Annotated in this window: 24 protein-coding genes; 11 read left to right on the top strand and 13 right to left on the bottom strand. The window is 58.3% G+C overall.

Annotation, left to right across the window (positions count from 1 at the left end; all coding sequences use genetic code 11):
• Window positions 1–643: 643 nt before the first annotated feature.
• Entirely contained in the window at window positions 644–2029 is a 1386-nt protein-coding gene (gene gabT, locus JNX03_RS04850; protein WP_203211294.1) for a 4-aminobutyrate--2-oxoglutarate transaminase, read from the bottom strand.
• 232 nt (window positions 2030–2261) lie between these two features.
• Here gabT and JNX03_RS04845 point away from each other — a divergent pair, with 232 nt between their 5' ends.
• Both JNX03_RS04845 and JNX03_RS04840 read left to right on the top strand, forming a co-directional pair.
• Window positions 2262–2816, top strand: a complete 555-nt coding sequence (locus JNX03_RS04845; RefSeq protein ID WP_203211293.1) for a cupin domain-containing protein — start codon at window positions 2262–2264, stop codon at window positions 2814–2816.
• Between the two features lie 149 nt (window positions 2817–2965).
• Window positions 2966–4870 carry a DUF4214 domain-containing protein gene (locus JNX03_RS04840; protein ID WP_203211292.1) on the top strand — a complete coding sequence of 635 codons (1905 nt, stop codon included), beginning with the start codon at window positions 2966–2968 and terminating at the stop codon, window positions 4868–4870.
• Here JNX03_RS04840 and JNX03_RS04835 read toward each other — a convergent pair whose 3' ends face one another.
• The 4 genes from JNX03_RS04835 to JNX03_RS04820 are packed head-to-tail and all read right to left on the bottom strand — an operon-like array spanning window position 4871 to window position 8800.
• Entirely contained in the window at window positions 4871–5638 is a 768-nt protein-coding gene (locus tag JNX03_RS04835; RefSeq protein ID WP_203211291.1) for an SDR family NAD(P)-dependent oxidoreductase, read from the bottom strand.
• Window positions 5635–6567 carry an SDR family oxidoreductase gene (locus JNX03_RS04830; RefSeq protein ID WP_203211290.1) on the bottom strand — a complete coding sequence of 311 codons (933 nt, stop codon included), beginning with the start codon at window positions 6565–6567 and terminating at the stop codon, window positions 5635–5637. Before JNX03_RS04830 ends, JNX03_RS04835 begins: the two co-directional genes overlap by 4 nt.
• Window positions 6564–7466 (bottom strand): bile acid:sodium symporter family protein, encoded by a 903-nt coding sequence (locus JNX03_RS04825; protein WP_203211289.1) that lies wholly within the window; start codon window positions 7464–7466, stop codon window positions 6564–6566. The genes JNX03_RS04830 and JNX03_RS04825 overlap by 4 nt, the downstream gene beginning before the upstream one ends.
• On the bottom strand, window positions 7463–8800 hold the full coding sequence (locus tag JNX03_RS04820; RefSeq protein ID WP_203211288.1) for a flavin-containing monooxygenase: 1338 nt from the start codon (window positions 8798–8800) through the stop codon (window positions 7463–7465). Before JNX03_RS04820 ends, JNX03_RS04825 begins: the two co-directional genes overlap by 4 nt.
• A 71-nt stretch (window positions 8801–8871) precedes the next feature.
• Here JNX03_RS04820 and JNX03_RS04815 point away from each other — a divergent pair, with 71 nt between their 5' ends.
• Both JNX03_RS04815 and JNX03_RS04810 read left to right on the top strand, forming a co-directional pair.
• Complete coding sequence (locus JNX03_RS04815) at window positions 8872–9531, top strand: TetR/AcrR family transcriptional regulator (RefSeq protein ID WP_203211287.1); 660 nt, start codon at window positions 8872–8874, stop codon at window positions 9529–9531.
• Between the two features lie 84 nt (window positions 9532–9615).
• Window positions 9616–10809, top strand: coding sequence for an NnrS family protein (locus JNX03_RS04810; protein WP_231024144.1), 1194 nt, complete (start codon window positions 9616–9618; stop codon window positions 10807–10809).
• Window positions 10810–10870: 61 nt separating this feature from the next.
• Here the strand turns inward: JNX03_RS04810 and JNX03_RS04805 are convergent, their stop codons facing one another.
• Window positions 10871–11416: a YcbK family protein gene (locus JNX03_RS04805; protein WP_203211285.1), complete on the bottom strand. Its 546-nt coding sequence runs from the start codon at window positions 11414–11416 to the stop codon at window positions 10871–10873.
• A 334-nt stretch (window positions 11417–11750) separates the two neighbouring features.
• Between JNX03_RS04805 and JNX03_RS04800 the strand changes: the two genes are divergently transcribed.
• Genes JNX03_RS04800 through JNX03_RS04785 form a run of 4 tightly spaced genes read left to right on the top strand, consistent with a single transcriptional unit; the run spans window position 11751 to window position 15992 of the window.
• A complete protein-coding gene (locus JNX03_RS04800) occupies window positions 11751–13364 on the top strand; it encodes a L,D-transpeptidase family protein (RefSeq protein WP_203212140.1) in 1614 nt (537 codons plus the stop codon).
• Between the two features lie 31 nt (window positions 13365–13395).
• Complete coding sequence (lpxD, locus tag JNX03_RS04795) at window positions 13396–14487, top strand: UDP-3-O-(3-hydroxymyristoyl)glucosamine N-acyltransferase (RefSeq protein ID WP_203211284.1); 1092 nt, start codon at window positions 13396–13398, stop codon at window positions 14485–14487.
• Between the two features lie 34 nt (window positions 14488–14521).
• Complete coding sequence (locus JNX03_RS04790; protein ID WP_203211283.1) at window positions 14522–14779, top strand: acyl carrier protein; 258 nt, start codon at window positions 14522–14524, stop codon at window positions 14777–14779.
• A 4-nt stretch (window positions 14780–14783) separates the two neighbouring features.
• Entirely contained in the window at window positions 14784–15992 is a 1209-nt protein-coding gene (locus JNX03_RS04785; RefSeq protein ID WP_203211282.1) for a beta-ketoacyl-[acyl-carrier-protein] synthase family protein, read from the top strand.
• Window positions 15993–15999: 7 nt separating this feature from the next.
• Here JNX03_RS04785 and JNX03_RS04780 read toward each other — a convergent pair whose 3' ends face one another.
• Window positions 16000–16878, bottom strand: coding sequence for a LysR family transcriptional regulator (locus tag JNX03_RS04780; protein WP_203211281.1), 879 nt, complete (start codon window positions 16876–16878; stop codon window positions 16000–16002).
• 98 nt (window positions 16879–16976) lie between these two features.
• Between JNX03_RS04780 and glyA the strand changes: the two genes are divergently transcribed.
• A complete protein-coding gene (gene glyA / locus JNX03_RS04775) occupies window positions 16977–18284 on the top strand; it encodes a serine hydroxymethyltransferase (protein WP_203211280.1) in 1308 nt (435 codons plus the stop codon).
• Window positions 18285–18366: 82 nt separating this feature from the next.
• Here glyA and JNX03_RS04770 read toward each other — a convergent pair whose 3' ends face one another.
• Window positions 18367–18984 carry an invasion associated locus B family protein gene (locus JNX03_RS04770; protein ID WP_203211279.1) on the bottom strand — a complete coding sequence of 206 codons (618 nt, stop codon included), beginning with the start codon at window positions 18982–18984 and terminating at the stop codon, window positions 18367–18369.
• A 434-nt stretch (window positions 18985–19418) separates the two neighbouring features.
• Here JNX03_RS04770 and JNX03_RS04765 point away from each other — a divergent pair, with 434 nt between their 5' ends.
• The gene (locus JNX03_RS04765) at window positions 19419–20969 is read left to right on the top strand and encodes a helicase HerA-like domain-containing protein (protein ID WP_203211278.1); all 1551 of its coding nucleotides are present in this window, start codon (window positions 19419–19421) and stop codon (window positions 20967–20969) included.
• A gap of 8 nt (window positions 20970–20977) precedes the next feature.
• Window positions 20978–21454 (top strand): GNAT family N-acetyltransferase, encoded by a 477-nt coding sequence (locus JNX03_RS04760; protein WP_203211277.1) that lies wholly within the window; start codon window positions 20978–20980, stop codon window positions 21452–21454.
• Window positions 21455–21524: 70 nt separating this feature from the next.
• On the opposite strand, the gene JNX03_RS04755 is transcribed toward JNX03_RS04760, so the two are convergent.
• From JNX03_RS04755 to JNX03_RS04735, 5 genes are all read right to left on the bottom strand, one after another.
• Window positions 21525–22124, bottom strand: coding sequence for a metallophosphoesterase family protein (locus JNX03_RS04755; RefSeq protein ID WP_203211276.1), 600 nt, complete (start codon window positions 22122–22124; stop codon window positions 21525–21527).
• The gene (locus tag JNX03_RS04750; protein ID WP_203211275.1) at window positions 22121–22969 is read right to left on the bottom strand and encodes a DMT family transporter; all 849 of its coding nucleotides are present in this window, start codon (window positions 22967–22969) and stop codon (window positions 22121–22123) included. The genes JNX03_RS04755 and JNX03_RS04750 overlap by 4 nt, the downstream gene beginning before the upstream one ends.
• A 178-nt stretch (window positions 22970–23147) precedes the next feature.
• Window positions 23148–24452, bottom strand: coding sequence for a branched-chain amino acid ABC transporter permease (locus JNX03_RS04745; protein ID WP_203211274.1), 1305 nt, complete (start codon window positions 24450–24452; stop codon window positions 23148–23150).
• On the bottom strand, window positions 24449–25459 hold the full coding sequence (locus JNX03_RS04740; RefSeq protein WP_203211273.1) for a branched-chain amino acid ABC transporter permease: 1011 nt from the start codon (window positions 25457–25459) through the stop codon (window positions 24449–24451). Before JNX03_RS04740 ends, JNX03_RS04745 begins: the two co-directional genes overlap by 4 nt.
• Window positions 25460–25462: 3 nt before the next feature.
• Window positions 25463–26284 carry an ABC transporter ATP-binding protein gene (locus JNX03_RS04735; protein ID WP_203211272.1) on the bottom strand — a complete coding sequence of 274 codons (822 nt, stop codon included), beginning with the start codon at window positions 26282–26284 and terminating at the stop codon, window positions 25463–25465.
• Window positions 26285–26288 lie beyond the last annotated feature (4 nt).

The following is a 26288-nucleotide window of genomic DNA, read 5'->3' as shown; positions in this document are numbered from 1 at the left end:
GTTCTGTGTTTGCCACGTTGATCTTTCCCCTTTCGCCGCTTGATACGGACGCTTTGTTTAACGAATTCATATTATGCGCCCCCCAAAACAAGTGCGCCAAAACCCAAAGTCAACCTTTTGCCGCGAGGAGTTGCGTGTTTCCCCGGATTTCCGCGCAGTCAATCAAAGGTCGAACCGGCAGTATTTTTTATCTGTTCGCGCCGAAATCTCATTCGGATCTGTTTCGTTTTTCAGCAGATCGTCCTCAAGCATTCTGCACGGCCCAAGGGCATAACTGACTGTTTCCATTTATTCTCTAGAATGCCGCAGCCCCTCCCCAAAGGCAGCACCATTTGTTTCTCGCGATATGTCAGAACGCTCTGGCATAGCATGATTTTCCCTGCGCGCCTCCGGCAGGACCGCCAAGGGAAGCGCTGTCGTTGAGACTGACGAAGGCTTAAGAGTATTGCAACCAAATTTCTGAGTGATTTGCAGTTTCGTTTAATATTTTTAACAAAATTCAGAGAAATCTAACAAATCCGCGGCGGTGTGTGCCGGATTGAACATTGCGGGAACCGTTGGATCAGGCAATGGCGGGTTTCCAAAGTGCATAAAAAAAGGGCAGGCGCGATGGCCTGCCCTTCAGAGTAGCTCTAGTTCAAGATCAGGTGTTCTGCTCTGCGATTGCTGCGGCCAATGCCTCTTCGAAGATGGCGATGCCTTCGTCGATGATTGCGTCAGAGGCCGTCAGCGGCACCATGATCCGCAGGGCGTTGCCGTGCATGCCGCAAGCCAACAGGATCAAGCCGCGCTTGAGTGCATGTGCCACGACGGATTTGGTCAGCTCCGCGTCCGGCGTCGCGGTCTCAAAATCGGTCACGAATTCAACCGCCAGCATGGCGCCCAAACCGCGAATGTCCCACATACGGAACGGGGCCACGCGGGCACCGATTTCGGCAAAGCGGGTGCGGAAATGCTCGCCAAGCGCGGTGGAGCGGGCCAGCAGGCCTTCTTCTTCAATTGCTTCGATGGCTGCCAATGCCGCAGCGCAAGCCACGGGGTTGCCGCCGTAAGTGCCGCCCAGACCGCCCGGAATGACAGCATCCATAATCTCGGCGCGGCCAATCACACCCGCGATCGGATAACCGCCTGCCATGGATTTGGCGACGGTGATCAGATCCGGAACCACGCCGGAGTGTTCAACAGCAAACCATGTACCTGTACGGCCGAAACCAGCCTGAATTTCGTCTGCAATCAACAAGATACCGTGAGTGTCGCAGATCTCGCGCAGGGCTTGCATCATCTCGAACGGCACAGGTGTGTAGCCGCCTTCGCCCAACACGGGCTCGATGATGATCGCGGCCACGCGCTCTGGCTGGGCGTCGGTCAGGAACAGGTTCTGCAAGCCTGTCAGCGCGTCATCGACAGTGATGCCGTCACGCAGGCTTGGGAATGGTGCGCGGAAAATGTCTGACGGGAAGGGACCGACGTCTTTTTTGTACGGCGATACTTTTCCGGTCATGCCCAACGTCAGCAGCGTGCGCCCATGATACCCGCCGGTAAAGGCGATTACACCCGGACGGCCTGTGGCGGCGCGTGCGATTTTAACCGCGTTTTCAACAGCTTCTGCGCCGGTTGTCACCAGTAGGGATTTCTTGGCGTGATCGCCCGGCGCCAGCGCGTTCAGCTTTTCGGCCAGAGCGACATAGGGCTCGTAAGGGACAACCTGAAAACTGGTGTGGGTGTAGTGATCTTCTTGCGCTTTTGCAGCGGCGATCACTTTGGGGTGGCGGTGGCCGGTGTTCAGCACGGCAATGCCGCCCGCGAAATCGACATAGCGGTTGCCTTCCACGTCCCACAGCTCCGAGTTTTCGGCGCGGCTGGCATAGATCGGTGCGGCAGAGGCCACGCCGCGGGCCACGGCGGCATCGCGGCGGGATACCAATTCTGCGTTGGTCACCTTGCCTTCTTCAACCGTTGGCACGATAGAGATGTTGGCCTTGCTTTTGGCAGGCGCTTTGCGGGTCTTTTTCTTTGTTGTGGTGGTCATATCTGAGTTTCCTGTCACAAGGGGAACACGACCGAGCACTTTCGGGGGTGTTTAAAATTCTCATACGCTGTTAATTTTATCTGTCAATACGGATTGAGACAGAGGGATTTCTTGCCGCCGCACCGGGCGCAAATGATCCAAAATAACCACTGGAAATGGCTTCCAGCGGGATGCGAGTTGCATTACCTTGATCTTGCACGAGAAAAGCGGCGACAGGCAAAGGATCACCGGGGTGGATATAGGCAAAAAGCTGCAGGCATTGCGCAAGTCACATGGGTTGTCTCAGCGGGAACTTGCCGCCCGCGCGGGGCTGACCAATGGCACGGTGTCCCTGATCGAGAAAAACAAGACCAGCCCTTCGGTGGCCTCACTCAAAAGTTTGCTGGATGCGATTCCGATGAGCATTGCGGAGTTTTTCGCGACCATCGAAGAGGCCGAGCAGCCCAAGTATTTCTATGCGCCCGAAGACTTCACCGAAATCGCGCCGCAATTTGGTTCATCGCCCGTATCGCTGCGCCAGCTCGGCAATGCCAGCAGCCATACGTTGCAATTGCTGGACGAAACCTATCCACCCGGCGCAGATACCGGGCCGGAGTTTCTGTCTCATGCGGGCGAAGAGGCCGGGATTATCATGGAAGGCGAGATCGAGATCACCGTCGAGGATCAGGTGCAGGTTCTGGGAGTTGGCGAGGGCTATCTCTTTGACAGCCGCAAGCCGCACAGGTTTCGCAACACGGGCAAAAGCGTTTGCCGGATTGTCAGCGCCTGCACTCCGCCGACGTTTTAGGGCAAAACGGTCTCTGGTATTTGCTTTCATTCGCGCCTAGGTTGTTTGAGGCAGGCATTTCCTCGCTTTAGCCAAATTTCTGCCTCTTAGTTGCTGCGTTTGTGCAGCAGCGTCCGTCCAAGCACGTTTGCAAATGAGAGACCACAGCCATGCCGACCATTAACATGCCAGACATCAACGGTGCCTTTTCTCTGTCCGTGACCGCCCGTTTTGACACCGTCATTGGTGGAACGGGACAGACGGTTTTTGATTTTGGCGACGGAACGCGGCAGAACGATATTCTGCTGGCGCAAGTCAGCAACTCTGCCACCTTGGAGTTTGTCATTTTCGTTGGCGGACAACGCTTTGCCGTAGCCGCCGATGATGCGATTGTGGCGGGGGAAACCACACAGTGGACCGTGGCTGTCGATGCGGCGGGTTTAATGAGCCTAAGCAAAGGTGCCAGTCTTTTGGTACAGGGGCAGGGTGCTGTTCCCGCAGATGTGGATCGCGACACAGCGCAGGTTGGTGCGGCCAATGCCGACGACAAAGGGCCATTGAACGGTGCGGTGTCCTCGCTCGAATTTGACGGACAGGAATTTATCGCCGGGATCAATGAAGCTGGCACCGATGAAGATGATGATCTGGTGGGCGGCGATGGCGCGGACACGCTGGAAGGGCTGGACGGCAACGATTCACTGACCGGCGGATCGGGCGACGATTCCCTTGTGGGCGGCGATGGCGACGATACGTTGCGCGGTGGTCACGGCGATGACACGCTTTTGGGCGGTGCGGGCAATGACGAGATTGAAGGGCTGTATGGCGCGGATGAGATCGATGGCGGATCTGGGGATGACCATGTATTCGCCCGTGATGGCGACGATCTGGTTTATGGACGCGCGGGGCTCGATACGCTGATTGGCGGTATCGGCGCGGATACCCTTTATGGCGGCGATGGAAATGATCTGTTGGCCGGCAGCCAAGGCGATGACGAAATCCATGGCGGCGGCGGCAATGACCTTGTTTTCATTGGCAACGATGAAGATTCAGATCGCATTTTCCTGGATGGCGGCAATGACCACCTTGATGGTGTCAGCGCCAGTTCGGCGTTCTATGCCGAGGGCGGCGATGGCAATGATCTGATGACCTCTGGCATTGGCGATGACACGTTGCTGGGCGATGCGGGCAATGACACGATCTCTGGTAACGGCGGCGACGATACACTGACCGGTGGCGCGGGGAATGACCGTCTTGATGGCGGCGAAGGCACGGACACAGCGACCTTCGGTGGCGCACAAGCCAGCTATACCCTGACCGTTGCGCCTGATGGCCTGACGATCGAAGATCGGCGTGCAGGCGAGGATGGCGTCGATCAGTTGATTGACATCGAGTTTCTTGATTTTGGGACCAACATCTATGAAGTGCCCTTTGATCTGGCGCGTTTCGCCGGGCCTGCGGGTCTGTCAGAGGTCGAGCTGGAAAGCTTTGTTGAGCTTTACATCGCATACTTCAACCGGGCGCCCGATGCCGTGGGCCTGCATTTCTGGGGGACTGCCTTTGCCAATGGCTCAACGCTAGAGCAGATGGCGACCCTGTTCATTGATCAAGATGAATTTGTTGCAACCTATCCCGGTGGCACAACCAATCTTGCCTTTGCCCAATCGGTTTACAGCAATGTACTGGGCCGCACACCGGATCAGGCGGGCATTGATTTCTGGGTTGGCCTGCTGGATGAGGGCGCGGTCGCGCGCGATCAGTTCATTCTCGAGGTGTTGCGCGGCGCGCGGGCAGATCCGAAGCCGGAGCTTGGCCAGGATTTTGTGGATCAACAGGCCGCCGATCAGGCCTATTTGACCACCAAGGTTGATATCGGAGCCTATTTTGCGGTGCACAAGGGCATGTCGGATGTGGACGATGCCGTGGCCGCGATGGCACTGTTTGATGGCTCTGACGCCAGCCGCGATCAGGCGGTCGCCGCGATTGACGGGTTCTTTGCCGATGCGGTGGATGCAACCGACGGGGCCTTTCTGATGCCGCTTGTCGGTGTTCTGGATGATCCGTTCTCGGTCGCTTGATCACCCCATTTTGCGGCGCATCAGCCATTCAAACAGGGCCGGCGAGGCGCGGTTGATCAGATAGGACAGCCGCGCAATGCGGCCAACGGGGATGAAGGGTTTGCCCCGCTCAAGCCCCCGCAAGATCACCGCTGCAGCATCATCAGGGCTCATGTAATCCACACCATCGGTGGCCGATCCGGGGCGGGCGATGCCATTGTCTTGCACCTGCGCATTGCCAAGATTTGTCGCAACAAAACTTGGCGCGGCGATCACCACGCGCACGTCATGGGGCGCTTCTTCTGCCCGCAGGGATTTGAAGAACCCCTCAAGCGCATGTTTGCTGGCCGCATAGGCGGTGCGGTGCAGCAGTGGCGAAAACCCGGCTACAGAGGAAATCGCCAGGTGTGTGCCCTTGGCCTTGCGCAGGTCGGATTGCAGCTCCTGCGCCATGCGGGTTGCGGCAAAGTAATTGATGTCAAAGACTTTTCTATGTGTGTCTTCGGTCAATTCCGCACAGGGGCCGATGTGGGTCACACCGGCGTTGTAGATCACCAGATCAACCGAAGGGCTGCACCTGCGGATTTGGGCGCATAGGGCTGAAAGTTCCGCGCTTTTGGTCAGATCACAGGGCAGGGCGCGGCGGCCCTTGATCACGTCCAAGCCGTCCAAAGCCGGGCCGGGCAGATCCACCAGGATCGTTTGCCACCCCCGGCCGCGCAACGCATTGTCCAAGGCAAGGCCCAGCCCGCCTGCGCCGCCTGTGATGATCGCGGTTTTCTGTGTCATAATCCGGCCGCCTTGCGCCAAAGGTCAAAGGTCTCCGCGCTGCTGAGTTCCGGCAAGTAGCCAAATTCCGATTTCAGGGCAGTGTTGTCCAGGACAGGCCGATATTGCAAAAACCGCACCTGCTCAGGCCCGTAGCGCGACAGTTTCAGCGGCTTGGCCACCGCCAGCGCCAGTTTGAGCAAGGCAGGCGGCAGGCGCAAAACCGGCTTGCCCATCCGTTCTGCCAGATCAGAAATGCCAAGGGCACCGTCGCCCGCCACGTTGAAAATACCCGCAGGCCCGTCTGTGGCGGCCCGGTGCAAGATACGCGCCAGATCTCGTGTCCAGATGAACACAAACGGGCTGTCACTGCCCATAAGAGCCAGCAGCCGGGGTTTGTGAAACAGCGCGGTGATCTGGTTCTCCAAACCCGCGCCAAGAACCGTGCCAACCCGCAGAACCACCTGCTCCAGCGCGGGATGATCCTTGCGGGTTTGGGCCAGCATCTCCTCGACCTGCCGTTTGTGATCGGCATAGGCGAATTCGACGTTGCCGCGCAGGGCATCTGTTTCCTTGAGCCATTCGGGGTTATCGGGATGATAACCATAGGCGGCCCCCGATGAGGTCACCACCAGCCGCCGCACTCCGTATTTGAGACAGGCATTGATTACGTTCTGCGATCCCGTGACATCCACGGAATAGGCAAACTCGCGGGTTGTATGCCCGACGATGGAGGCCAGATGAATAACCACCTCGGGTCTATGGGTTTTGATGACTGTGTCTGGATCCATGCCGCGCACATCCAAGGGGCAAAATTGGATATGATCAGGCAGATGGGCAGGCGCGGTAAGGTCTGTCGCGATCACCTCATGCCCGCGATTGCCAGCAAATTCCGCCAACAGGGCGCGGCCCACGGCCCCCGCGGCGCCTGTAATTAGAATGCGCGTCATCGCGCGGCTTCGCTGCGCGACATGACCTTGGCCAAGGCAAGGCCGGAGATCGCATGCCAGATGCCCCAGAAGGCCGCGACAACGGCCATACCGCCCAGCCCCCCGAAAAAGCCAAAGATCAAGACCAGACCAAGGCCGGAGTTCTGAATGCCGGTTTCAATCGTCACGGCGCGGCGGTCGAAGGGCGACAACCCCGCCAGCGTGGCGGTGCCGTATCCGCCTGCCAAGGCCAATGCGTTGTGCACGACAACGAGGAGGGCAACGTAATGGGCATAGCCCAGAAAGAACGCCCAATTTGCAGCGAGCGCCAGCACGATAAAGGCCACAAAGATCAACATCGACAGGTTCTGCAGGGGCCGGCGAATGCGGTCGGCCAGTGCTGGCTTGTTGCGGTTCAACAGGACACCCAAAATCAGCGGCAGGATCAACATCAACGTCACCGTCAGCGCGATCTGCCATGGATCAATGGCGGTGGCCTGCAAGATGGCGCGGCTTGGTTCATAGAGATTGCCCCAGAAGGCGATGTTCAGCGGGGTCAGCAGGATCGCCCCCACCGTGGCAAAGCCCGTCATCGAGACTGACAATGCTGCATTGCCGCCCGCACGGTGCGAGATGAAGTTTGAGATATTGCCCCCCGGACAGGCCGCCACAAGGATCAGACCAAGCGCAATGGAGGCGCGCGGCTGCATGGCAAGCACCAAAAGGAATGTCAGCACCGGCAGGACCACAAACTGTGAAATCAGCCCGGTCACGACAGGCTTGGGCGTGCGCATCAAGCGTTTGAAATCGTCGCCCTTGAGATCCAGTGCGACCGAGAACATCACAATCGCCAGAATGGCGTTCAGCAAGGTCAGGCTGGCGGGGCTGAAGTTCAGCATTATGTCGTCAAGATCCGTCATTTGCTGGTGCCTCCCAATGCGCCAATCCAGTTGGTCACGGCCTTGCGATAGGTCGCCTTGTCCACGTAATAGGCCATGCGCGGCAGTTTGAGATACCTGGTGCCGCCTGTCATCCGTTTGAAACCGCTTCTCTTTTCGGCCTGAAGTGTCTTGGCGGCGGCGCGCCCCTCGCGCAGGCCCTTGATGTAGCGGACGACCATTTCGGCTTGTTCATGCCGGCCTTGCCAACCCAGACCAGAGGCCTCGACCATGCCCAGAACAAACAGATCGTCACGGTCCGGATGCATGGCGTTCAAAAATAGATGCGGCGCATCGCCCTGCCAGTTGAGCAACGCGTTGTCGATAAAGGGATAGTGCAGGCGATAGCCTGTCGCGGTCAGGATCATGTCATAATCGGCTTGGGTGCCATCGGTGAAATACACCGTTTTGCCGTCCAGATGATCAATGTCAGGCCGCACTTTCAGATCGCCGTGACCGGCATGAAACAGGATCAGCGAGTTGACCACGGGATGGCTTTCGTAAAGCGCGTAATCGGGTTTGGGAAAGCCGTATTTCTGCGGATCACCGACAAACCATTTCAGGATCATCCCGTCGACCTTGCGTTTCAGCCACATCGGCAACTTGATCATCCCGCCCATGGTATCGGCAGGTTTGCCAAAGACGTATTTGGGCACAAAGTAATAGCCGCGCCGCATCGAAATATCGCAGCTTTTGCCGTGGTGAATGGCATCCACCGCGATGTCACAGCCGGAGTTGCCCGCCCCGACAATCAGAACCCGTTTTCCGGTGAATTGATGTGGATCACGGTAGTTGGCGGCGTGGATCAACTCGCCGTCGAACTGCCCCTTGAAGGTGGGGATGTTCGGCTCGGACAGGGTGCCATTGGCGATCATGACACCGGCAAAAACTTCCGATTGCTCATTGCCCTGCGCATCGCGCCAGGTGACGCGCCAACCTGCGCCGGCCTCCCCAAGGGGTTCGGTTGAAAGAACTTCGGCGTTAAAGTGATACTTTGCGTATAGGTCGTAATGCTTTGCAAAGTCTTGAAAATACCGTTTCATTTCCGAGTGAGAAGGATATTCCGCCACATCTTCACGCATTGGGAAATCGGCAAACTCCGTCATGGTCTTGGACGAGATCAAATGCGCTGTTTCATACATGGTGGACCGGGGCGCATCGATGTCCCACAGCCCGCCCACATCAGAGTGTAGCTCGAACCCCTGAAATGGAACGCCCTGTTCCGTCATGACTTTCGCTGCGGCAAGGCCCATTGGGCCCGCGCCAATCAGCGCAAATTTTTCCGTCCCCCCAAAGGGGGATGTTTCCTGCGGCATGTGGTGCGTCCTTGCCTTGAAATTTGAATTAGATTGAACAAGCGTTCAAAATAAGGCAAGATAATTTTGAAATGAATGCATTAAACCAGCAAAAACAACGGCAAAGAGCGCCCAGTCAACGTTCGCTTGAGACCCGCGCGCGCATTTTTGACGCCGCAGAGCAGGTTTTTGCAGCGCATGGGTTTGACGCAGCAACCATCCGGGACATTGCCGCATTGGCCGAAGTGCAGGGCGCGTTGGTACATCATCATGGCGGATCAAAGGAGGCCTTGTTTGCCGCAGTCGTCGCACGGCGTGCGAAGGCTCTGTCAGATGCCAGAACCGCCGCGTTGGAGGCGTTGCAGGCCACGGGCCCGATAACACTGCGCGGGGTGATCTGTTGCTTCACCCATCCGTTTCTGGACCGTGTTCTGGGTGGTGATCCCGGATGGCTGGCTTACGGGCGGTTGATTGCTTATGTGTCCGCGGATGACCGGTGGCGGGCCATTGCCAGCCAGCATTTTGACCCCACGGCCAAGGTTTTCCTGACCGCCTTTGCGCAGGTTTTGCCCGGTGCTTCGCAGGCGCGTCTGGCGGCAGCCTTGGTCTATATGGTGTCCGGTATGCTGTCGCTTTGTGCTTCGCGCTGGCGGATAGACGATCTGTCGGGGCAGGGCGAAGACATGGTTGATCTGGTCCAGGTCTTTACAGATTTCAGCGAAGCCGGATTTCGGCAGGCGGCGCAGGGGTAGTTATCTGCCTTCTGAGTTGATCCAGATCACTGACAATCTCTGTTGGGGGGTGAATATACCGCAACAGCGATCAAAGGCATGCGCATGACCGATACCACCTCTGATACCCGTTCTTCGATGGCGGTGTTCTTTTCCCTTGGCTTCCGTCCGTTTTTTCTGGGCGCGGCGCTTTGGGCTGTGCTTGTTATGGCGCTTTGGTTGGCGCAGATGTTTGATGTTCTGACGCTTCCCCTGCGATTTGATCCGGTGTCATGGCATGCGCATGCCTTTCTGTTCGGCTATCTCAGTGCCGTTATCGCAGGGTTTCTGCTGACTGCGGTGCCCAATTGGACAGGCCGCGCGGCGCTGTCCGGTTTGCCATTGTTCTTATTGGTTTTGTTGTGGGTTCTGGGACGGCTGGCGGTGTTGACCGCGCTGTGGTGGCCTGCCGCCTTGGTGGCGACGCTTGATCTGGCCTTTCTAACAGCGATGCTGTTCTGGCTGCTGCGCGAAATTATAGCGGGAAAGAACTGGCGCAATCTGATTGTGGTCGCGATGCTGCTGGCCTTTCTCGGCGGCAATGCCGTCTTTCATCTTGAGGCGGCAGGCGGCGGTTACGCGGCGCAGGGGATCGGGTTGCGGATCGGCATCAGCGCCGCGGTGATGATGGTGGCAGTGATCGGCGGGCGGATTGTGCCGGCCTTCACCCGCAACTGGTTGGTCAAGCAAGGCAGCGACATGTTGCCCGCGCCGGTGATGGCCGGGTTTGACAAGATTGCATTGCTGGTCCTGTTGGCGGCAATGATCAGTTGGCTGGCTGCGCCGCAACTGGTGTTGTCGGGTGGGCTTTTGGTGGCGGCGGGGGCGTTGCACCTGATCCGCCTTGGCCGATGGGCTGGGCGGCATGCAATGGCGGAACCCTTGGTCGCCATTTTGCATCTCGGCTACGCATTTGTGCCGTTTGGGGCATTGGCGATCGGGCTTGGTATCCTGGGCATCGGAGATGGCGCAGCGGCGCAGCATCTTTGGATGGCCGGGGCGCTTGGGGTGATGACCCTTGCGGTGATGACCCGTGCCTCATTGGGGCATTCGGGCCGTGCTTTGATCAGTGATCCGGTGACGGTGTTGATCTATGCGGCAATCGTGATGTCCGTCCTGCTGCGGTGGGTTGCGGGCAACTGGCCAGAGCAGCAGGGGCTTTTGCATGGGATCTCGGGCGGTGCCTGGAATATTGCCTTTGGCGGGTTTGCCCTGTCCTATGGTGCCATGATGATCCGGCCTCGGGCAGATCAAGCCTGAGGATTACACACAAAAAAGGCGCCCTAACAGGCGCCTCATGATCAACGGATGTCGCTGGGGCTTAGCCGCCCCATGTCCGTACAATACCGCAATCCATATGCACAAAGTTGGATCCGGAGTAACGGCCAACGCCGCCGCCCTGACAGGCGGTTGCCGCACGGGCCATCTGGTGTACGGAGCGGGTCGACAACCGCAGATCCGCCGCCTGGCCGCGCATGTGCAGCGAATTCTTGGCCACACCCCGTGACCGGGACCGCAACATCGCGTTGGTCTTGGGGCTGCGATAGCCGGACAGCAACATATAGGGTTCGTTCACGTCCAGCAAATTGTGCGAGGCGGCCATGATATCAACGGTGCGCAGATCGATGCTTTTGACACCATCGGTGCGCCAGTCCCGCATGAAGTAGTTCACTTCTTTCACGGCATCTTTGATGTACTGGCCTTCGATCCAATAGATCATGTCGATGCGTTCGCCGGTGCGGCCGGAATACATGCGGATGCGGCGGATATCGCCTGCGCCGCGCAGAAAGCCTGCTGCATTGGAGAAAGTGGGTGCCGCGGTCAGTGTGGTTGCGGCGAAAGCGCCCAAAACGGCGCGCCGGGTCATGCCCGAAGTGCTATTGCCTGCCATAAGTCTTCTGTCCCGTCGTCTGCCTGTGGCCATGATGTTACATAGGCCGTTCATCTGTCCCCCAGATGCCTCAAGTGTATGGCATAGCGGGAATCATGAACCAAGTGCTGAATCCTTTTGGTTCCATGCCACTGCTTTTTTAGGCGAATTTCTGCCAAAAACGATCGAACACCGCTGCAAGATCCGGGAAATCGGGTGTTTTTTGAGCATCAGGTTAAGGCTTGTTTAAGTCCTTGCGGTTTTGTGAATGGACAGACGTTGGCGCATTTCCGACAAGAACAGGATGTTTATTGGTTTTTCGGGGATAATGATGATGCGCGATTCCTTTCTGCGCCGGGGTTTACTGGCAGTCACGGTGACAATCGGCCTTGGTGTCACCATGACCGCGCCGCAACCGGCTTTTGCGCAGGTGACAGCATTCAAACAGGCGGTTGCAGAAACCGCCGCCCGTGATCAGGACATTGCCAGTTTTTACCGGACCAATGGATATACACCGATCTGGACCGGCGCGGGCGAGGCGGATCGCGCCCGCCGTGCCGCGCTTTTGCACGCCATTGAAAACGCCGATGATCACGGATTGCCGGTGGCGCGTTATGATCCACAAGGGCTGATGGATCTGTTGCGGTCGGCCAAGACCCCGCGGGACCGCGGTATCGTCGAGGTCGAGCTCAGCAAATTGTTCCTGAAATATGCCCGCGATGTGCAGACCGGTATGTTGATTCCCAATCGGGTTGACAGCCGCATTGTGCGCGACATTCCCTACCGCGACCGCAGCGCCTATCTGACAGGTCTGGCCGAAGCAAAACCGGCGGCATTCTTCCGGTCTTTGCCGCCGCGCAGCATGGAATACAACGCGCTGATCAAAGAAAAGGTCACGATGGAACGGCTGTTGCAGCAGGGCGGCTGGGGGCCGCGTGTGCCGGCCAATTCGCTCAAGCCCGGCGCTTCAGGTAATGCAGTCATTGCGCTGCGCAACCGTTTGATCGCGATGGATTATCTGACTCGTTCCAACACCGTCACATATGACGACGCACTGCAGGCGGCGGTGCAGCAGTTTCAGGTGGACCACGGGTTGAACGCGGACGGTGTGGCTGGTGCGGCCACCATGCAGCAGATCAACGTTGGTGTGGAAAAACGCCTGCAATCGGTTCTGGTGGCGATGGAGCGGGAACGCTGGTTCAACACGGATCGCGGCAAGCGTCATATTCTTGTGAATATCCCCGATTTTTCCGCCAAGATTATCGACGATGGCAAGGTGACCTTCCGCACCCGGTCTGTGGTCGGCGCAGTATCCCAGGACCGCCCCACGCCGGAGTTTTCCGATGTGATGGAACATATGATCGTCAATCCAAGCTGGTATGTGCCGCGTTCGATCGTCACCAAGGAATATCTGCCGCAGCTCAAGCGCAACCCAAACGCGGTGCGCCATATCGAGATCACCGACAGCCGGGGCCGGGTGGTCAATCGCAGCGCCGCGAACTTTAGCCAATATACGGAACGGACCTTCCCCTTTGCCATGCGTCAGCCGCCGAGCCGCAGCAATGCCTTGGGTCTGGTCAAGTTCATGTTCCCCAACAAGCACAACATCTATCTGCACGACACGCCGGCCAAGAGCCTCTTTGCCCGCGATATTCGTGCCTTCAGTCACGGATGTGTGCGTCTGGCCGATCCGTTCGATTTTGCCTATGCGCTGTTGGCCAAACAATCCGACGACCCTCAAGGCACATTCAAGGCGGCGCTGAATTCCGGCAAGGAGACCAAGATCGTGTTGCAAGAGCCGGTCCCTGTGCATCTGATCTACCGCACTGCCGTGACCAATGCGCGGGGCCACACCGAATACCGCGCCGATATCTACGGGCGTGATGCGCGGATCTGGGCCGCTCTGGCCAAGGCAGGGGTGGTCTTGGGCGGCGTTCAGGGGTAATTCTGCCTGCAACATTTGCAGGGGGTGCCGAATGGCCTTCACGGTTCAACAGATCGCAGCGGCCATTGGGGCCGAGGCGGTTGGAGATACATCACTGATCATCACAGGCGCATCCGAACCGGCACAGGCCGGGACGGAACATCTGGCACTGGCGATGAGCCCGAAATACGCCGAAGGATTGGCGCAAGGTGCGGCGCAGGCCGCGATGCTTTGGCCGGATGCCGATTGGCAAGCCCTTGGTTTGAAAGCCGCCATTCTGCCGGAACGTCCGCGTTTTGCCATGTCCGGCATGACCAGGGTGCTTGATCGGGGGCAGGGTTTTGGCAACGGCGTGCATCCGACGGCGGTGGTCGACCCAACCGCGCAGCTTGGCGAGAATGTCAGCATCGGTGCGCTGGCGATCATCTCTGCCGGGTCAAGGATTGGCGCCGGATCGGTGATCGGGCCGCATTGTTTTGTCGGCCTCGATGTCGAGATCGGCAAAGACGCCTTGCTGCGCGAACAGGTCAGCATCGGCGCACGGGTAAATATCGGTGACAGGTTCATTGCCCAGCCCGGCGCACGGATCGGGGGGGACGGTTTTTCCTTTGTCACCGCAGAACCCAGTGTCGTGGAGACCGCCCGCAAAACCCTTGGGGATCAAGGGGACAGCAAGGCACAGCCCTGGATCCGCATTCATTCGCTTGGGTCGGTGACAATCGGCGATGATGTCGAGATCGGCATGGGGTCCACCATCGATTGCGGCACGATCCGAAACACCATGATCGGCAACAACACCAAACTCGATAATCAGGTGCACATGGGGCATAATGTGGTGATCGGGGAAAATTCGCTGATCTGCGGTCAGGTCGGCATCGCCGGATCTGCGGTGATCGGTGACAACGTTGTCTTGGGCGGTCAATGCGGTGTCAGCGACAATATCTTTGTCGGGGATGGTGTGATCGCCGGGGGCGGCACCAAGTTGATGTCCAACGTGCCTGCGGGCCGGACGATGCTGGGTTATCCGGCCACCCAAATGGACAAACAGGTCGAAAGTTACAAAGCCCTGCGACGATTGCCGCGTGTTCTGCGTGACATCAAGGCGTTACAAAAGGCTGTTTTCAAGACCGGCGAGGATGATTAAATCATCCTTGAGCAAGTTTTCAGGGGTGAAACCGATGAGCATCAAAGATCAGGTCATAGCCATCATTGCCGAGCAGGCAGTGTTGGAGCCCGAAGATGTGACGCTGGACAGCACTTTGGAAAGCCTTGGCATCGATAGTCTGGGGCTGGTGGAAAGCATCTTTGCCATCGAAGAGGCGTTCGACATCTCGGTGCCGTTCAACGCCAACAACCCGTCCGAGTCTGATTTTGATATTTCCAACGTGGCCAGCATCATCGCCGGGATTGAACGGTTGAAGGCCGAGCAGGGTTAGGCGCATGAAACGGGTCGTCATCACTGGCGCAGGGACCGTGAATGCCTTGGGCCATTCGGTGCCCGAGACCTTGACCGCCATGCGCGAAGGGGTCTGCGGCATCGGTCCGCTGTCGTTTCGGGATGTTGAACGCCTGTCGATCCAGATCGGCGGTCAGGTGCACGGGTTTGAGGCCGAGGGCCGCTTTAACCGGCAGCAGATGTCTCTCTATGATCGCTTCACCCAGTTCACTCTGGCCGCCGCGAAAGAGGCGATTGCCCAATCGGGGCTCAGTTTTCATGGTGAATTGTCCGCCAAATCCGGTGTGGTGCTTGGTACGGCGGGGGGCGGGGTGTCGACTTGGGATGACAACTACCGCGCGGTTTATGAAGAGGGCAAAAACCGGGTGCATCCCTTTGTGGTGCCCAAGCTGATGAACAATGCCGCCGCCAGCCACGTCAGCATGGAGTTCAACCTCAAAGGTCCATCCTTTACAGTTTCAACCGCCTGTGCCTCTTCCAATCACGCGATGGCACAGGCCTTTGCCATGGTTCGCTCCGGTATGGCGCCTGCGATGATCACGGGCGGGTCGGAAAGCATGCTGTGCTTTGGCGGGGTCAAAGCCTGGGAAGGTTTGCGCGTGATGAGCCGCGATGCCTGCCGTCCGTTTTCGGCCAACCGCAATGGCATGGTGCAGGGGGAAGGGGCAGGGATCTTTGTCTTTGAGGATTATGACCATGCCCATGCACGCGGGGCAGATATCCTGTGTGAGGTGGCGGGCTTTGCCATGTCCTCGGACGCCTCTGACATTGTGATGCCATCCAAGGCAGGCGCGGCGCGGGCCATCTCGGGGGCTTTGCAGGATGCAAAAATCAATCCCGAAGAGGTGGGCTATATCAATGCCCATGGCACCGGCACAGCGGCCAATGACAAAACCGAATGCGCCGCCGTGGCGGATGTGTTTGGGCCTCATGCGGACAATCTGATGATGTCCTCGACCAAATCCATGCATGGTCATTTGATTGGCGGTACCGGCGCGGTGGAGCTGCTGGCCTGCATCATGGCGCTGCGCGATGGGGTGGTTGCGCCCACCATCGGCTATCAGGAACCGGACCCGGAATGCGCCTTGGACGTGGTGCCCAACACCGCCCGCGAGGCCAAGGTGGACGTGGCACTCAGCAATGCATTTGCCTTTGGCGGGATGAACGCGGTGCTGGCGCTGCGGCGGGTCTGATCCCGGGTTAAGTTTTAAGAAAATCAGCGATTTCCTCCAGAACCGGCCGCCGTGATTTCGCGGCGGGCAAGGTCAGGATCAGGGCGCGGCCGGTGGGAATTGTCCCAAGGCCAAGCGGCACCAGCGCCCCGCTGTGCAACGCGGTCTCGATCAGGCACAGATGCCCCATCAGGACACCTGCGCCAGATTTGGCCTCTTCGACCGCAAGACTATACAGCGAATAGCCCGGCCCCTTGGTTGGATCATCCATGGGGGTTTGGGTGGCCGCGCACCAGTTTGGCCAATCCTGTTCCCAAGTGCGATCCTGAAGCCGCGTTGCCTCTGCCAGATCTTCCGCTTGCCGGATTGAGGCGGCAAGCGTTGGCGCGGCGACCGGTGTGATCATATCGTCGGCAAGTGGGATCGTGGTATCGCCTTCCCCCGGCTGCCCAAAGAAGAGTGTCAAATCAAAAAGATCGCGCCGCAGGCTGGGCGGTCTTTCCATCGCGGTGACGGAGAATTTCAGCTCAGGAAACTGGTTTCGGATCCTGCCCAAACGCGGCGGCAACCAAAGCTGTGCAACGCTGGGCAGGGCGGCGATGTGGATTTCGACCTGTGCGCTGAGATTGCGCAGGGCATGGGTGGCATCGGCGAGCGCATCAAAAGCGGATCGAAAGCTTGGCTGCAAGCTGCGGCCCGCCTCCGTCAGGGCGACACCTTGGGCACTGCGGTGAAACAGGGCGACACCGGCCCAGCCTTCCAAGGCCTTTATGTGTTGTGACACCGCGCCAGCGGTGACGTTTAACTCTTCGGCAGCGGCGACAAATCCGCCCAAACGCGCGGCAGCCTCAAAAGCACGCATCGCGGTCAAGGGCGGCCCCTTTGGGCGCGGGGGTCTGACGGTCATGGGGTAGCCTTAGTTTTTCTAGGGCAAGAAATAGCAAAACTGGTTTGCGCTGTCCAATGGCCGGGCGCAGAATGTGGCAAATGAAGAGGGAAATGCAGATGACTTTGGTCAAACGAAACTGGGTGCCAGCCCAATGTGAAGCGCGTGTGCAAGAGATCGCGGGTCAGACCGCTCAGTCCAGCTCCGCGACCCTGCTGTCGCGCATTGACGGGTTGGTGCAGCGCAACCAACAGATCCACGAGGCAGAGTGTTTCAATCTCAACCCTGCTACCAATGTGATGAACCCCAAGGCCGAGGCGCTATTGGCCAGCGGTCTCGGCTCGCGGCCGTCTTTGGGCTATCCGGGGGACAAATACGAGATGGGGCTTGAGGCGATTGAAGAGATCGAGGTGATTTCTGCCGCCCTATGTGCCGAGGTCTTTGATGCAAAGTTTGCAGAAATCCGGGTGCCATCGGGCGCAATTGCAAATCTTTACGGCTTCATGGCGATTTGCAAACCCGGCGATACCATCATTGTGCCGCCCGCCACCATCGGCGGTCACGTGACCCACCACCAGGCAGGCTGCGCCGGATTATATGGCTTGCGGATCCTCGAGGCGCCCGTGCTGGTGGACGGCTATACTGTCGATCTGGACGGATTGCGTGCATTGGCGTTGAAGGAGCGACCCAAGCTGATCACCGTTGGCGGCAGTCTGAACCTTTTCGAACATCCCGTCGCCGGGGTGCGGGCGATTGCGGACGAGGTTGAGGCCAAGGTGCTGTTTGATGCGGCGCACCAATGCGGGATCATTGCGGGCAAGGCATGGTCAAACCCCCTGTCCGAAGGGGCGCACTTAATGACGATGAGCACCTACAAAAGCCTTGGCGGACCGGCTGGCGGTTTGATCGTGAGCAATGATGAAGAAGTTGCCAAAGCCTTGGGTGCAATCGCTTTTCCGGGAATGACGGCAAATTTTGATGCCTCAAAATCAGCGGCGCTGGCGGTGACCATGCTCGATTGGCGTGATTACGGTCAGGCTTATGCAGCACAGATGATTGCCATGGCCAAGGCGCTTGCAATCTCCCTTCAGGGTGAAGGCCTGCCGGTCTTTACCGGTGCTGGCGGGGCCACACAATCGCATCAATTTGCGGTTCTGGCAGAGGGGTTCGGCGGGGGGCAAGCCGCATCCAAGACATTGCGGGAGGCCGGGTTTTTGGCCTGCGGGATCGGGTTGCCGGTTGCACCGGTTACGGGCGACTTGAACGGGCTGCGTATCGGCACGCCGGAGCTTGTGCGCTGGGGCATGACGGAGGCAGACGCGCCACGATTGGCCGGCTTGATCGCTGCGGGACTGCGCGGAGAGGCAATCATGCCCGAGGTGTCGCAGTGGCGGCAGACCTTTGATCAGGTGCATTTCGTGCACTGATGAGCGGAACAAAAAAGGGGCGGCCAGAACGGCAGCCCCTTCATCAGGATCCCATCAAAGGCCGGACACCGACCTCGGGTTTTTATTGTTCGATAACAGACACTTTGTCGTAACTGGCCGTGAACCCGGCGAGGGACACTTTCAATTCGACTTTCTGATCCGGCGCAAGGGCAGGGACAATCGTTACGATGGCTTCCTTGCCCTTTTTGAACGCTGCGATATCAGCCGCGGTCAAGCCCATCCGCACATAGCAACCCACCGGATTGCAGAATGCATAAGGGTAGCGCCGTGCCTTGCCGCCATCCACTGACAAGGTCAACTGCTGCGGCAGTGCGGTTTCAAGCGGCACAACGATGGTTGCGCCTGCTTCTGCCTTGCCAGATCCGGGCAGGCGGAACAGGGACACTTCGGCCACGGGCGCGCCTTCGCCGTCATCCAGAAGCTGATACATCTGGCAGGGATCGACCTCTTCCTCGGTCTTGATGCAGCGCATTTCCCAGGCGCCGATCACTTCCTTGGTGTAGGGTTTGCCCAGTTCGGGATCGGCATCGGCATCTTCACCAAGGCTCAGCTGGCTTTCGACCTGAGATGTGGTCGCCTCTGCGGGTTTCGTCTCGGTTGTGGTCTGCGCAAATGCGCCGGCTGGGGCGATCAACGCCAATGCTGCACAGAGCGGCAGTGCTTTGAAGAAATTGCTCATGATCATTCCAAGTTTGTTAAGTTGCCGCCCAATACCACGCCCGTGCGGCAATGTCAGTGGCGATTGGCCGTTCGCGGGGCAATAATCCGGCAAGAACCCGCTGATCTCAAGGCTTTGCCCTAAAATGAAAAAGAGGACGCGAAGCATCCTCTTTTTGCATTTGGTTCTCCCCGTCGGACTGGGCCGACTTATTGCCGTGACGTTACGAAAGGGGCGTGCGCGGGTCAACAGGGAAAATTGAGAATTTTGCAATGCTCTCAAACCACTACCATAGCGGGAAAAATGCCGCACCCGAAGGTGCGGCCAGTCTGACAGGGAGGATGTTCCGCTACAAAAGGACTTCGCCAGCGGAACAATTAGACAGTGGCGCAAAAAGGTTAAGTAAGTATGCTCATTGCAAACGAATGCCCATCCGGGCCTGAGGAGACAACGACGTGGCGCAAGACATCTTTATCGGCGGCGGCGGCGAGAACTACGCCACCAAACAATTCCTGAACATCGGCTATGCCAACCGTCACGGGCTGATTGCCGGGGCCACCGGGACCGGGAAAACCGTCACTTTGCAAATTCTGGCGGAAGGGTTTGCAAATCAAGGCGTGCCGGTGTTCCTCTCCGACGTCAAAGGCGATCTGTCCGGTCTCGCAAAGTCAGGCAGCGCCGCGCATAAGCTGCATGGTGCTTTCACCAGCCGGGCCGAAAAAATCGGCTTTGATGAGTACCTCTATGAGGCATTTCCAGTCACATTCTGGGATCTCTATGGCAAGCAAGGCCACCCTGTGCGCACCACTGTGTCCGAGATGGGGCCTTTGCTGTTGGCGCAGCTTCTTGGCCTGACAGAGGCGCAAGAGGGCATCCTGAACATCGCGTTCCGGGTCGCGGATGAAGACGGTTTGGCGTTGCTGGATCTGAAAGACCTGCAAGCGCTGCTGGTCTGGATTGGTGAAAATGCCAAAGACCTTGCGTTGCGCTATGGCAATGTCTCTGCCGCGTCGGTTGGCGCGATCCAGCGGCGGTTGCTGGTGCTGGAAAACCAAGGCGCGGCGGATCTGTTTGGTGAGCCGGCGCTGGCGCTGAGTGATTTGATGCGCACCGATGCAGACGGGCGCGGGGCAATCAACATCCTTGCGGCGGATCAGTTGATGGCGGCGCCCAAACTTTATGCCACTTTCCTGCTTTGGCTGTTGTCGGAATTGTTCGAGGAACTGCCAGAGGTCGGCGATCCTGACAAACCCAAACTGGTGTTCTTTTTCGACGAGGCGCATCTTCTGTTCGACGATGCGCCCAAGGCGCTGGTGGACAAGGTGGAACAGGTGGCGCGATTGATCCGGTCCAAGGGGGTCGGCGTCTATTTCATCACCCAGAACCCTGCCGATGTGCCCGATGACATTCTGGGACAGCTGGGCAACCGGGTGCAACATGCCTTGCGGGCGTTCACCGCCAAGGACCGCAAAGAGCTGCGCATGGCGGCGGAAACCTACCGCGAGAACCCACGTTTTGACACCGAAGAGGCGATCCGTGAGGTCGGCGTGGGCGAAGCGGTGACGTCTTTTCTGCAAAAGAAAGGTGTGCCGGGCATCGTGGAACGGACATTGATCCGCCCTCCGTCTTCGCAGCTTGGCCCGATTACGCCGATGGAACGGTCCGAAGTGATGGCTGCGTCGCCGATGTCCGGCAAATACGACAAACGGCTGGATCGCGAATCCGCCTTTGAGATTTTGCGCAAGCGTGCAGATGAGGCCGCAAAGGCCGCGGCCGAGGCGGAAGAAAAGGCCGAAGAGGTTGAAACGCCAGCGCTGCGCGAATTCAACAATGCCCGCCGCTATGCAGGCAAGGGTGTGACCCGTTCCACCTCCCGGCAGCCGCGCCGCAAGTCTCAAGAGGGCTTTGGCGCCGCTGTGGCACAGGTGGTGATCAAGGAGTTAAAAGGCACAACGGGACGGCGCATCGTGCGCGGCATCCTGGGTGGTCTGTTCAAGGGGCGGTAAGAATTTCGATGGAAAACCAAACGGTTGAAGTGATCTTGCGCCCCGCGCGGGAGGATGACGCACAAGGCATTTCCAATGTTTTGGTAGCCTTGAAGGCGGCTGGCAAACGGCGCACGGCGGGGGATGCGGAAGATGTCTTGGGCCATTACATCACGCACCCGGATCGCATCCAATGCACAGTGGCCGAGGTCGACGGTCAGGTGATCGGATTTCAATCCTTGCGATTGGCGACAGAAGGCAACCCCTACGGCACGCCGGTGGGGTGGGGCATCATCGGCACGCACATCCACCCTTCGGCAGCCCGCCGCGGCGTTGGCAAAATGTTGGCCGGTCAAACGATCAAAGTGGCGCTGGTCGCGGGATTGCGTCATGTGGAGGCGCGGATCGGCACGCAGAATGCTGCGGGACTGGCGTATTACGGGTCTATCGGTTTTGTCGAAAGTGATGAAGCCGGGGTGAAGGTGCTGAATCTGCCTGAGGTCTAAGCGGGTGAGCATTGAGCGATTGGGGCAGGCCCGACAGCTGCCTTCTGTATTTAATTCAATGACTTGACGATCAAATATCGAACCAGTTGATGGTTGGTCCCAAGTTGTGAACCGGTGTCGACGCGACCTTGCCATGTGACCCCCAGGCGTGATGGATATGCCCGCACAGCAGCAACTGAGGCGCGAGGTTTTCCGCTGCATCCCGGATTGAAACGCTACCTTCGTGAATGCCATTGTTTTGCAGATCAGCAGCGCCAAATGGCGGCGTATGGGTGATCAAAACCGCGTTTGGCGGACAAGTGGTTAGCATCTTTGCGGCATTGACCTCTGTCTCTGAGGCGTTCCATGGAAATGAATTTCTGGACGGGATCTCGCCACCCAATCCAAAGAATGAAATGCCGCGCAAAGTCATTCCCGCCCCGTGAAGATAATGCAGGTTTTGCGCTTGGCCACAGATGTGTTCGATCTCGGATGGTGCGTCATGATTGCCATGGACCACGACAAGCGGCACGGGGCACTGGGCGAGAATGTCTAATGTGTCTTTTGCACCTGTTCCCTTGGTCGCAAAATCGCCCGCGCCGACAACGACATCGGCACCAGAACTGGCAGACAGGATCGCAGTTGCCGCTTCCGTGTCGCGATGCAGGTCGGAGAATGCGAGGATCTTCACGTTCTTGCGTACCGCAACAGGACCGCGCCAAGCAGGGCAGAGAAGGTTGAGAAAACCTTGACCAGGTTCAGAGGCTCTTTGAGAAAAAACACACCGATCAACAGGGCAAAGACGATGCTGGTTTCGCGCAGCGCCGTGACCAAGGCAATGGGTGCCTGGGTGAAGGCCCATGTCACCAGTGCATAGGCGATGAAAGATGCACCACCTCCCAGCACCAGAATGGGCAGGCCGCTCCGGGGGATCGCACGTAGGGTTTGTGGTGATTTGACCGCGAGGTAGGCAATCATCAAAATCCCGTTGCCCAGGGACAGCCAGCAATAAAACCCCAGAGAGGTGCCTGCGATCCGCGCACCGATGCCATCCACCAAAGAGTAGGAGGCGATAAACACGCCGGTGGTCAATGCTAAGACGGCAGCGTTCTTGTTCTGTTGGCCATCACTTTGCCGGACCAATGCCAGACTGATGATGCCCAGACCAATGATCGCGATCGCAAGGAGTTCGAGCCCATTGAGGTGAACCCCAAGAACAAGCACGGAGAAAACCGCAACGATCAACGGGGCAGACCCACGTGCAATCGGGTAGACTTGGGTCAAATCACCCATCTTATACGATTGAAGCAAAAACAGCTGATACCCGAAATGAAGCACGAGCCCGCCTGCGAGATATGGCAGGCTTTCGGCGGCTGGCAGCGGAACGAAAGGCAGGGCCGCAAGCGCGATGGGCAAATGCCCGATCACCACGGCGCCCATGCTAAGGGTTTTGTCAGCCCCTCCTTTGACGAGGGCGTTCCACGCCGCATGGAGGAGAGCGGCGCCAATAACCGCCACAAAAACCAAACCACTCATATGCAAACCTTTCGATAGGGCCGGGCCACTTTTCAGCGGAGCTTAGGTCTTGGGGAAAAATATGGAAAGACAGCCGTTGCGCTGCGTGTCTTTGAAGGAAAAGCGCATGTAGATCCGGGCATCACCCCGTATCCGACAGCCAAAAGAAAAAGCCCCGCGCATTGCGGGGCCTTTGAGGTCATTTCTCCGGGATCAGACCGCGGGGGCTGAACCTGAGAACCAGGATCAGCACCAGACCCATGGTCAGCAATCGCATATGTGCGGCGCTTTCCAGCAGGTGCTCCTTGAGTGCCGATCCTTCGGCCATGCCGGAGGTCATAAGGTTCATCAACCACAGGCCCATCGGTTCGACCTGCACCCAAAGGAACCAGATCAGGAACCCGCCCAGAACCGCGCCCAGGTTGTTTCCCGAACCGCCAACGATCACCATCACCCAGATCAGGAAGGTAAAGCGCAGCGGCTGATAGGTGCCGGGGGTCAGCTGGCTGTCCATCGTGGTCATCATCGCGCCGGCAATGCCGCAGATCGCGGAGCCGAGAATGAAGACCTGCAAATGCCGTGCGGTGACATCTTTGCCCATCGCTTCGGCGGCGACCTCATTGTCGCGGATCGCTCGCAGCATCCGGCCCCATGGAGAATGCAGCGCCCGTTGGCTCAGCCACATCAGGATGATCAGAACCGTTGCAAATAGCAGGATGTACAGCACCTTGACCCAAAGCGTGGACCCTTCGACCGGATCAAAGCCAAAGGAGGCAGCCCGTTCGACAAAGCTTGCGCTGTTTTGCAAATCAATCTCGTATGGCACCGGACGCGGCACGCCGATCACGTTTTTCACACCGCGCGTCAGCCAGTCTTCGTTCTTGAGAACCGCAATGATGATCTCGGCGATGCCGAGCGTCGCAATGGCCAGATAATCGGACCGCAGACCAAGAGCGGTCTTGCCGATGATCCAAGCCGCCGCAGCCGCAAAGAGGCCGCCCACAGGCCAGGCCAGCAGCACCGGAAGGCCAAGACCACCCAGATATCCGGTTTGTGCCGGGTTGATCTCTTCGACCAGTTCCACCGCCGGGTCGAGCAGGCCGCGGAAGACAAAGAAACCGATGACCAGCAGGGCAATCACGCTGAGATTGCGCAGCCAGCCTTTTGACATTGTCTTGGCCAGGATGATCGCGGCAAAGACGGTACCGGCACCCAGAAGCAAGGCCCCAACCACGTTCCACCCACCTGCGCGCATAGCGCCTTCGGTGGGGGGCATGCCAATCAGAACGGCCGCCAGCCCGCCAAGGGCAACAAAGCCCATGACACCAACGTTAAAGAGACCGGCAAACCCCCATTGCAGGTTCACGCCCAGCGCCATGATGGATGAGATCAGACCCATCGCCACAATCAGCAGCGCCGAGTTCCAGCTTTGCACAAAGCCGACATAGATAATCAACAGTGCGATGATGCCAAACAGCATCGTGTTTTTGAGCGTCTCGTTCATGTCGATTGCCCCTTGAACAGTCCGGTGGGTTTGATCAGCAACACAATCAGCAAGATCACAAAGCTGACCGCAAATTTGTAATCCGTGCTCATCAGCTGTACGAGCCCGCTGGGCTCAAGGCTGTCAGGCATCAGATAAACAAGGATCTTTTTCCACGCATAGGTGATTGTGACCTCCGAAAAGGCGATTACAAAGCCGCCTGCGATGGCGCCGATGGGATTGCCCAGACCGCCCACAATCGCTGCAGCAAAGATCGGCAGAAGCAGTTGGAAATAGGTGAAGGGTTTGAAGGATTTATCCAGCCCGTAAAGCACGCCTGCGATGGTTGCCAGTGTGGCCACGATCATCCATGTGATCATCACAACCCGCTCGGGGTTGATCCCCGACAGCAGCGCCAGATCCTCGTTGTCCGAATAGGCCCGCATGGATTTGCCCGCGCGGGTGCGGTTCAGGAACCAGAACAGCAGCGCCACAACGATAATCGCGGTGATGATGGTGATGCCTTGGGTGGTTTTGAACGACAGACCTTCGTCCAGCCCGGTGGCTTTCTTGAACTCCCGCGCCGAGATGATGAAGCGTTGCCCGTCAAAGAAGTTCTGGTCGTCCGCCCCGATGATAAAGCGGGTCACGCCGTTGTAGATAAAGGTGATGCCAAGGCTGACGATGACCAAAATCACCGGTTTCGCCTTTTTCTCCCGGTAGAACCGATAAACGGTGCGATCCGTGAAAAGCAAAAGCAGAATGGCAAAGGCAATGCCGAAGGGCAGGGCCAGCAGGGCGGTTGGCAGCGGCCCTAGCGAAATGCCCCAGGACTGGAACAGCCATGTGACCAGCACCGTGGCCATTGCGCCCAGCGCCATGGTGTCACCATGGGCAAAGTTCGAGAACCGCAGGATGCCGTACACCAGCGTGACGCCCAATGCACCAAGTGCGAGCTGCGAGCCGTAGGCGACGCCGGGAACAAAGACGTAGTTGAGGAAAGCGACGATTGCGTTGAGAAGATCCATGGCTCAGCCCCCCAAGAACGATTTGCGGACTTCCGGATCAGCCAGAAGTTCTTTGCCGGTGCCGGTATAGGCGTTCGCACCCTGCACCAGAACATAGCCTTTGTCAGCGATTTCAAGCGCTTGCCGGGCATTCTGTTCCACCATCAGGATCGGAATGCCGGTGCGGGCCACCTCGATGATCCGGTCGAACAATTCGTCCATCACGATCGGGGACACGCCCGCCGTGGGTTCATCCAGCATCAAGACCTTGGGCTGGGTCATCAAGGCGCGGCCGACGGCGACCTGTTGACGTTGCCCGCCGGACAATTCGCCTGCTGCTTGCTTGCGCTTTTCCTTGAGGATCGGAAACAGGTCATAGACCTGCGCCATTGTATCGCTGAAGTCATCGCGGCGGATGAAGGCGCCCATCTCAAGGTTTTCCTCGACCGTCATGGAGGTGAAGATGTTGGAGGTCTGCGGGACAAAGCCCATGCCTTTGGCAACGCGGTCTTGCGGGCTGAGGTTGGTGATGTCTTCGCCGTCCAGACGTACGCTGCCGGACCGGACGTCCAGCATGCCGAACACGGCTTTCATCGCGGTGGATTTGCCGGCGCCATTGGGGCCAACGATCACGGCGATCTCGCCCTGTTCCACGGCAATGGTGCAATCGTGAAGGATGTCGGGGCCTTTGCCGTAGCCACCGGTCATCGTGTCGCCAATCAGGAAGGGACCGCCCGGCGCGGAAAAACTGGTGCCGCTGGACTTGGGGATCTGGCTGCCCATGCCTTTGGGGTTTGTAATCGAGGCGTCTTTGTTGCCGCGATCGTCGTAAGGATCACTGCTCATGCGT

It is taken from the genome of Sulfitobacter mediterraneus (assembly GCF_016801775.1).
GTDB classification, from domain to species: Bacteria; Pseudomonadota; Alphaproteobacteria; order Rhodobacterales; family Rhodobacteraceae; genus Sulfitobacter; species Sulfitobacter mediterraneus_A.
The sequence above is the reverse complement of the archived record's forward strand: the minus strand, read 5'-3'. Positions and strand labels throughout refer to the sequence as shown.

Bases quoted from the DNA above. Each gene is read 5' to 3' on its own strand.
- JNX03_RS04790 (WP_203211283.1), top strand. From the start codon at position 14,522: ATGAGCATCAAAGATCAGGTCATAGCCATCATTGCCGAGCAGGCAGTG.
- JNX03_RS04830 (WP_203211290.1), bottom strand. From the start codon at position 6,567: ATGACGCGCATTCTAATTACAGGCGCCGCGGGGGCCGTGGGCCGCGCC.
- JNX03_RS04800 (WP_203212140.1), top strand. From the start codon at position 11,751: ATGATGCGCGATTCCTTTCTGCGCCGGGGTTTACTGGCAGTCACGGTG.
- JNX03_RS04735 (WP_203211272.1), bottom strand. From the start codon at position 26,284: ATGAGCAGTGATCCTTACGACGATCGCGGCAACAAAGACGCCTCGATT.
- JNX03_RS04785 (WP_203211282.1), top strand. From the start codon at position 14,784: ATGAAACGGGTCGTCATCACTGGCGCAGGGACCGTGAATGCCTTGGGC.
- JNX03_RS04815 (WP_203211287.1), top strand. From the start codon at position 8,872: ATGAATGCATTAAACCAGCAAAAACAACGGCAAAGAGCGCCCAGTCAA.
- JNX03_RS04840 (WP_203211292.1), top strand. From the start codon at position 2,966: ATGCCGACCATTAACATGCCAGACATCAACGGTGCCTTTTCTCTGTCC.
- JNX03_RS04760 (WP_203211277.1), top strand. From the start codon at position 20,978: ATGGAAAACCAAACGGTTGAAGTGATCTTGCGCCCCGCGCGGGAGGAT.
- lpxD (WP_203211284.1), top strand. From the start codon at position 13,396: ATGGCCTTCACGGTTCAACAGATCGCAGCGGCCATTGGGGCCGAGGCG.
- JNX03_RS04780 (WP_203211281.1), bottom strand. From the start codon at position 16,878: ATGACCGTCAGACCCCCGCGCCCAAAGGGGCCGCCCTTGACCGCGATG.
- glyA (WP_203211280.1), top strand. From the start codon at position 16,977: ATGACTTTGGTCAAACGAAACTGGGTGCCAGCCCAATGTGAAGCGCGT.
- gabT (WP_203211294.1), bottom strand. From the start codon at position 2,029: ATGACCACCACAACAAAGAAAAAGACCCGCAAAGCGCCTGCCAAAAGC.
- JNX03_RS04825 (WP_203211289.1), bottom strand. From the start codon at position 7,466: ATGACGGATCTTGACGACATAATGCTGAACTTCAGCCCCGCCAGCCTG.
- JNX03_RS04835 (WP_203211291.1), bottom strand. From the start codon at position 5,638: ATGACACAGAAAACCGCGATCATCACAGGCGGCGCAGGCGGGCTGGGC.
- JNX03_RS04770 (WP_203211279.1), bottom strand. From the start codon at position 18,984: ATGAGCAATTTCTTCAAAGCACTGCCGCTCTGTGCAGCATTGGCGTTG.
- JNX03_RS04820 (WP_203211288.1), bottom strand. From the start codon at position 8,800: ATGCCGCAGGAAACATCCCCCTTTGGGGGGACGGAAAAATTTGCGCTG.
- JNX03_RS04810 (WP_231024144.1), top strand. From the start codon at position 9,616: ATGACCGATACCACCTCTGATACCCGTTCTTCGATGGCGGTGTTCTTT.
- JNX03_RS04740 (WP_203211273.1), bottom strand. From the start codon at position 25,459: ATGGATCTTCTCAACGCAATCGTCGCTTTCCTCAACTACGTCTTTGTT.
- JNX03_RS04805 (WP_203211285.1), bottom strand. From the start codon at position 11,416: ATGACCCGGCGCGCCGTTTTGGGCGCTTTCGCCGCAACCACACTGACC.
- JNX03_RS04745 (WP_203211274.1), bottom strand. From the start codon at position 24,452: ATGAACGAGACGCTCAAAAACACGATGCTGTTTGGCATCATCGCACTG.
- JNX03_RS04750 (WP_203211275.1), bottom strand. From the start codon at position 22,969: ATGAGTGGTTTGGTTTTTGTGGCGGTTATTGGCGCCGCTCTCCTCCAT.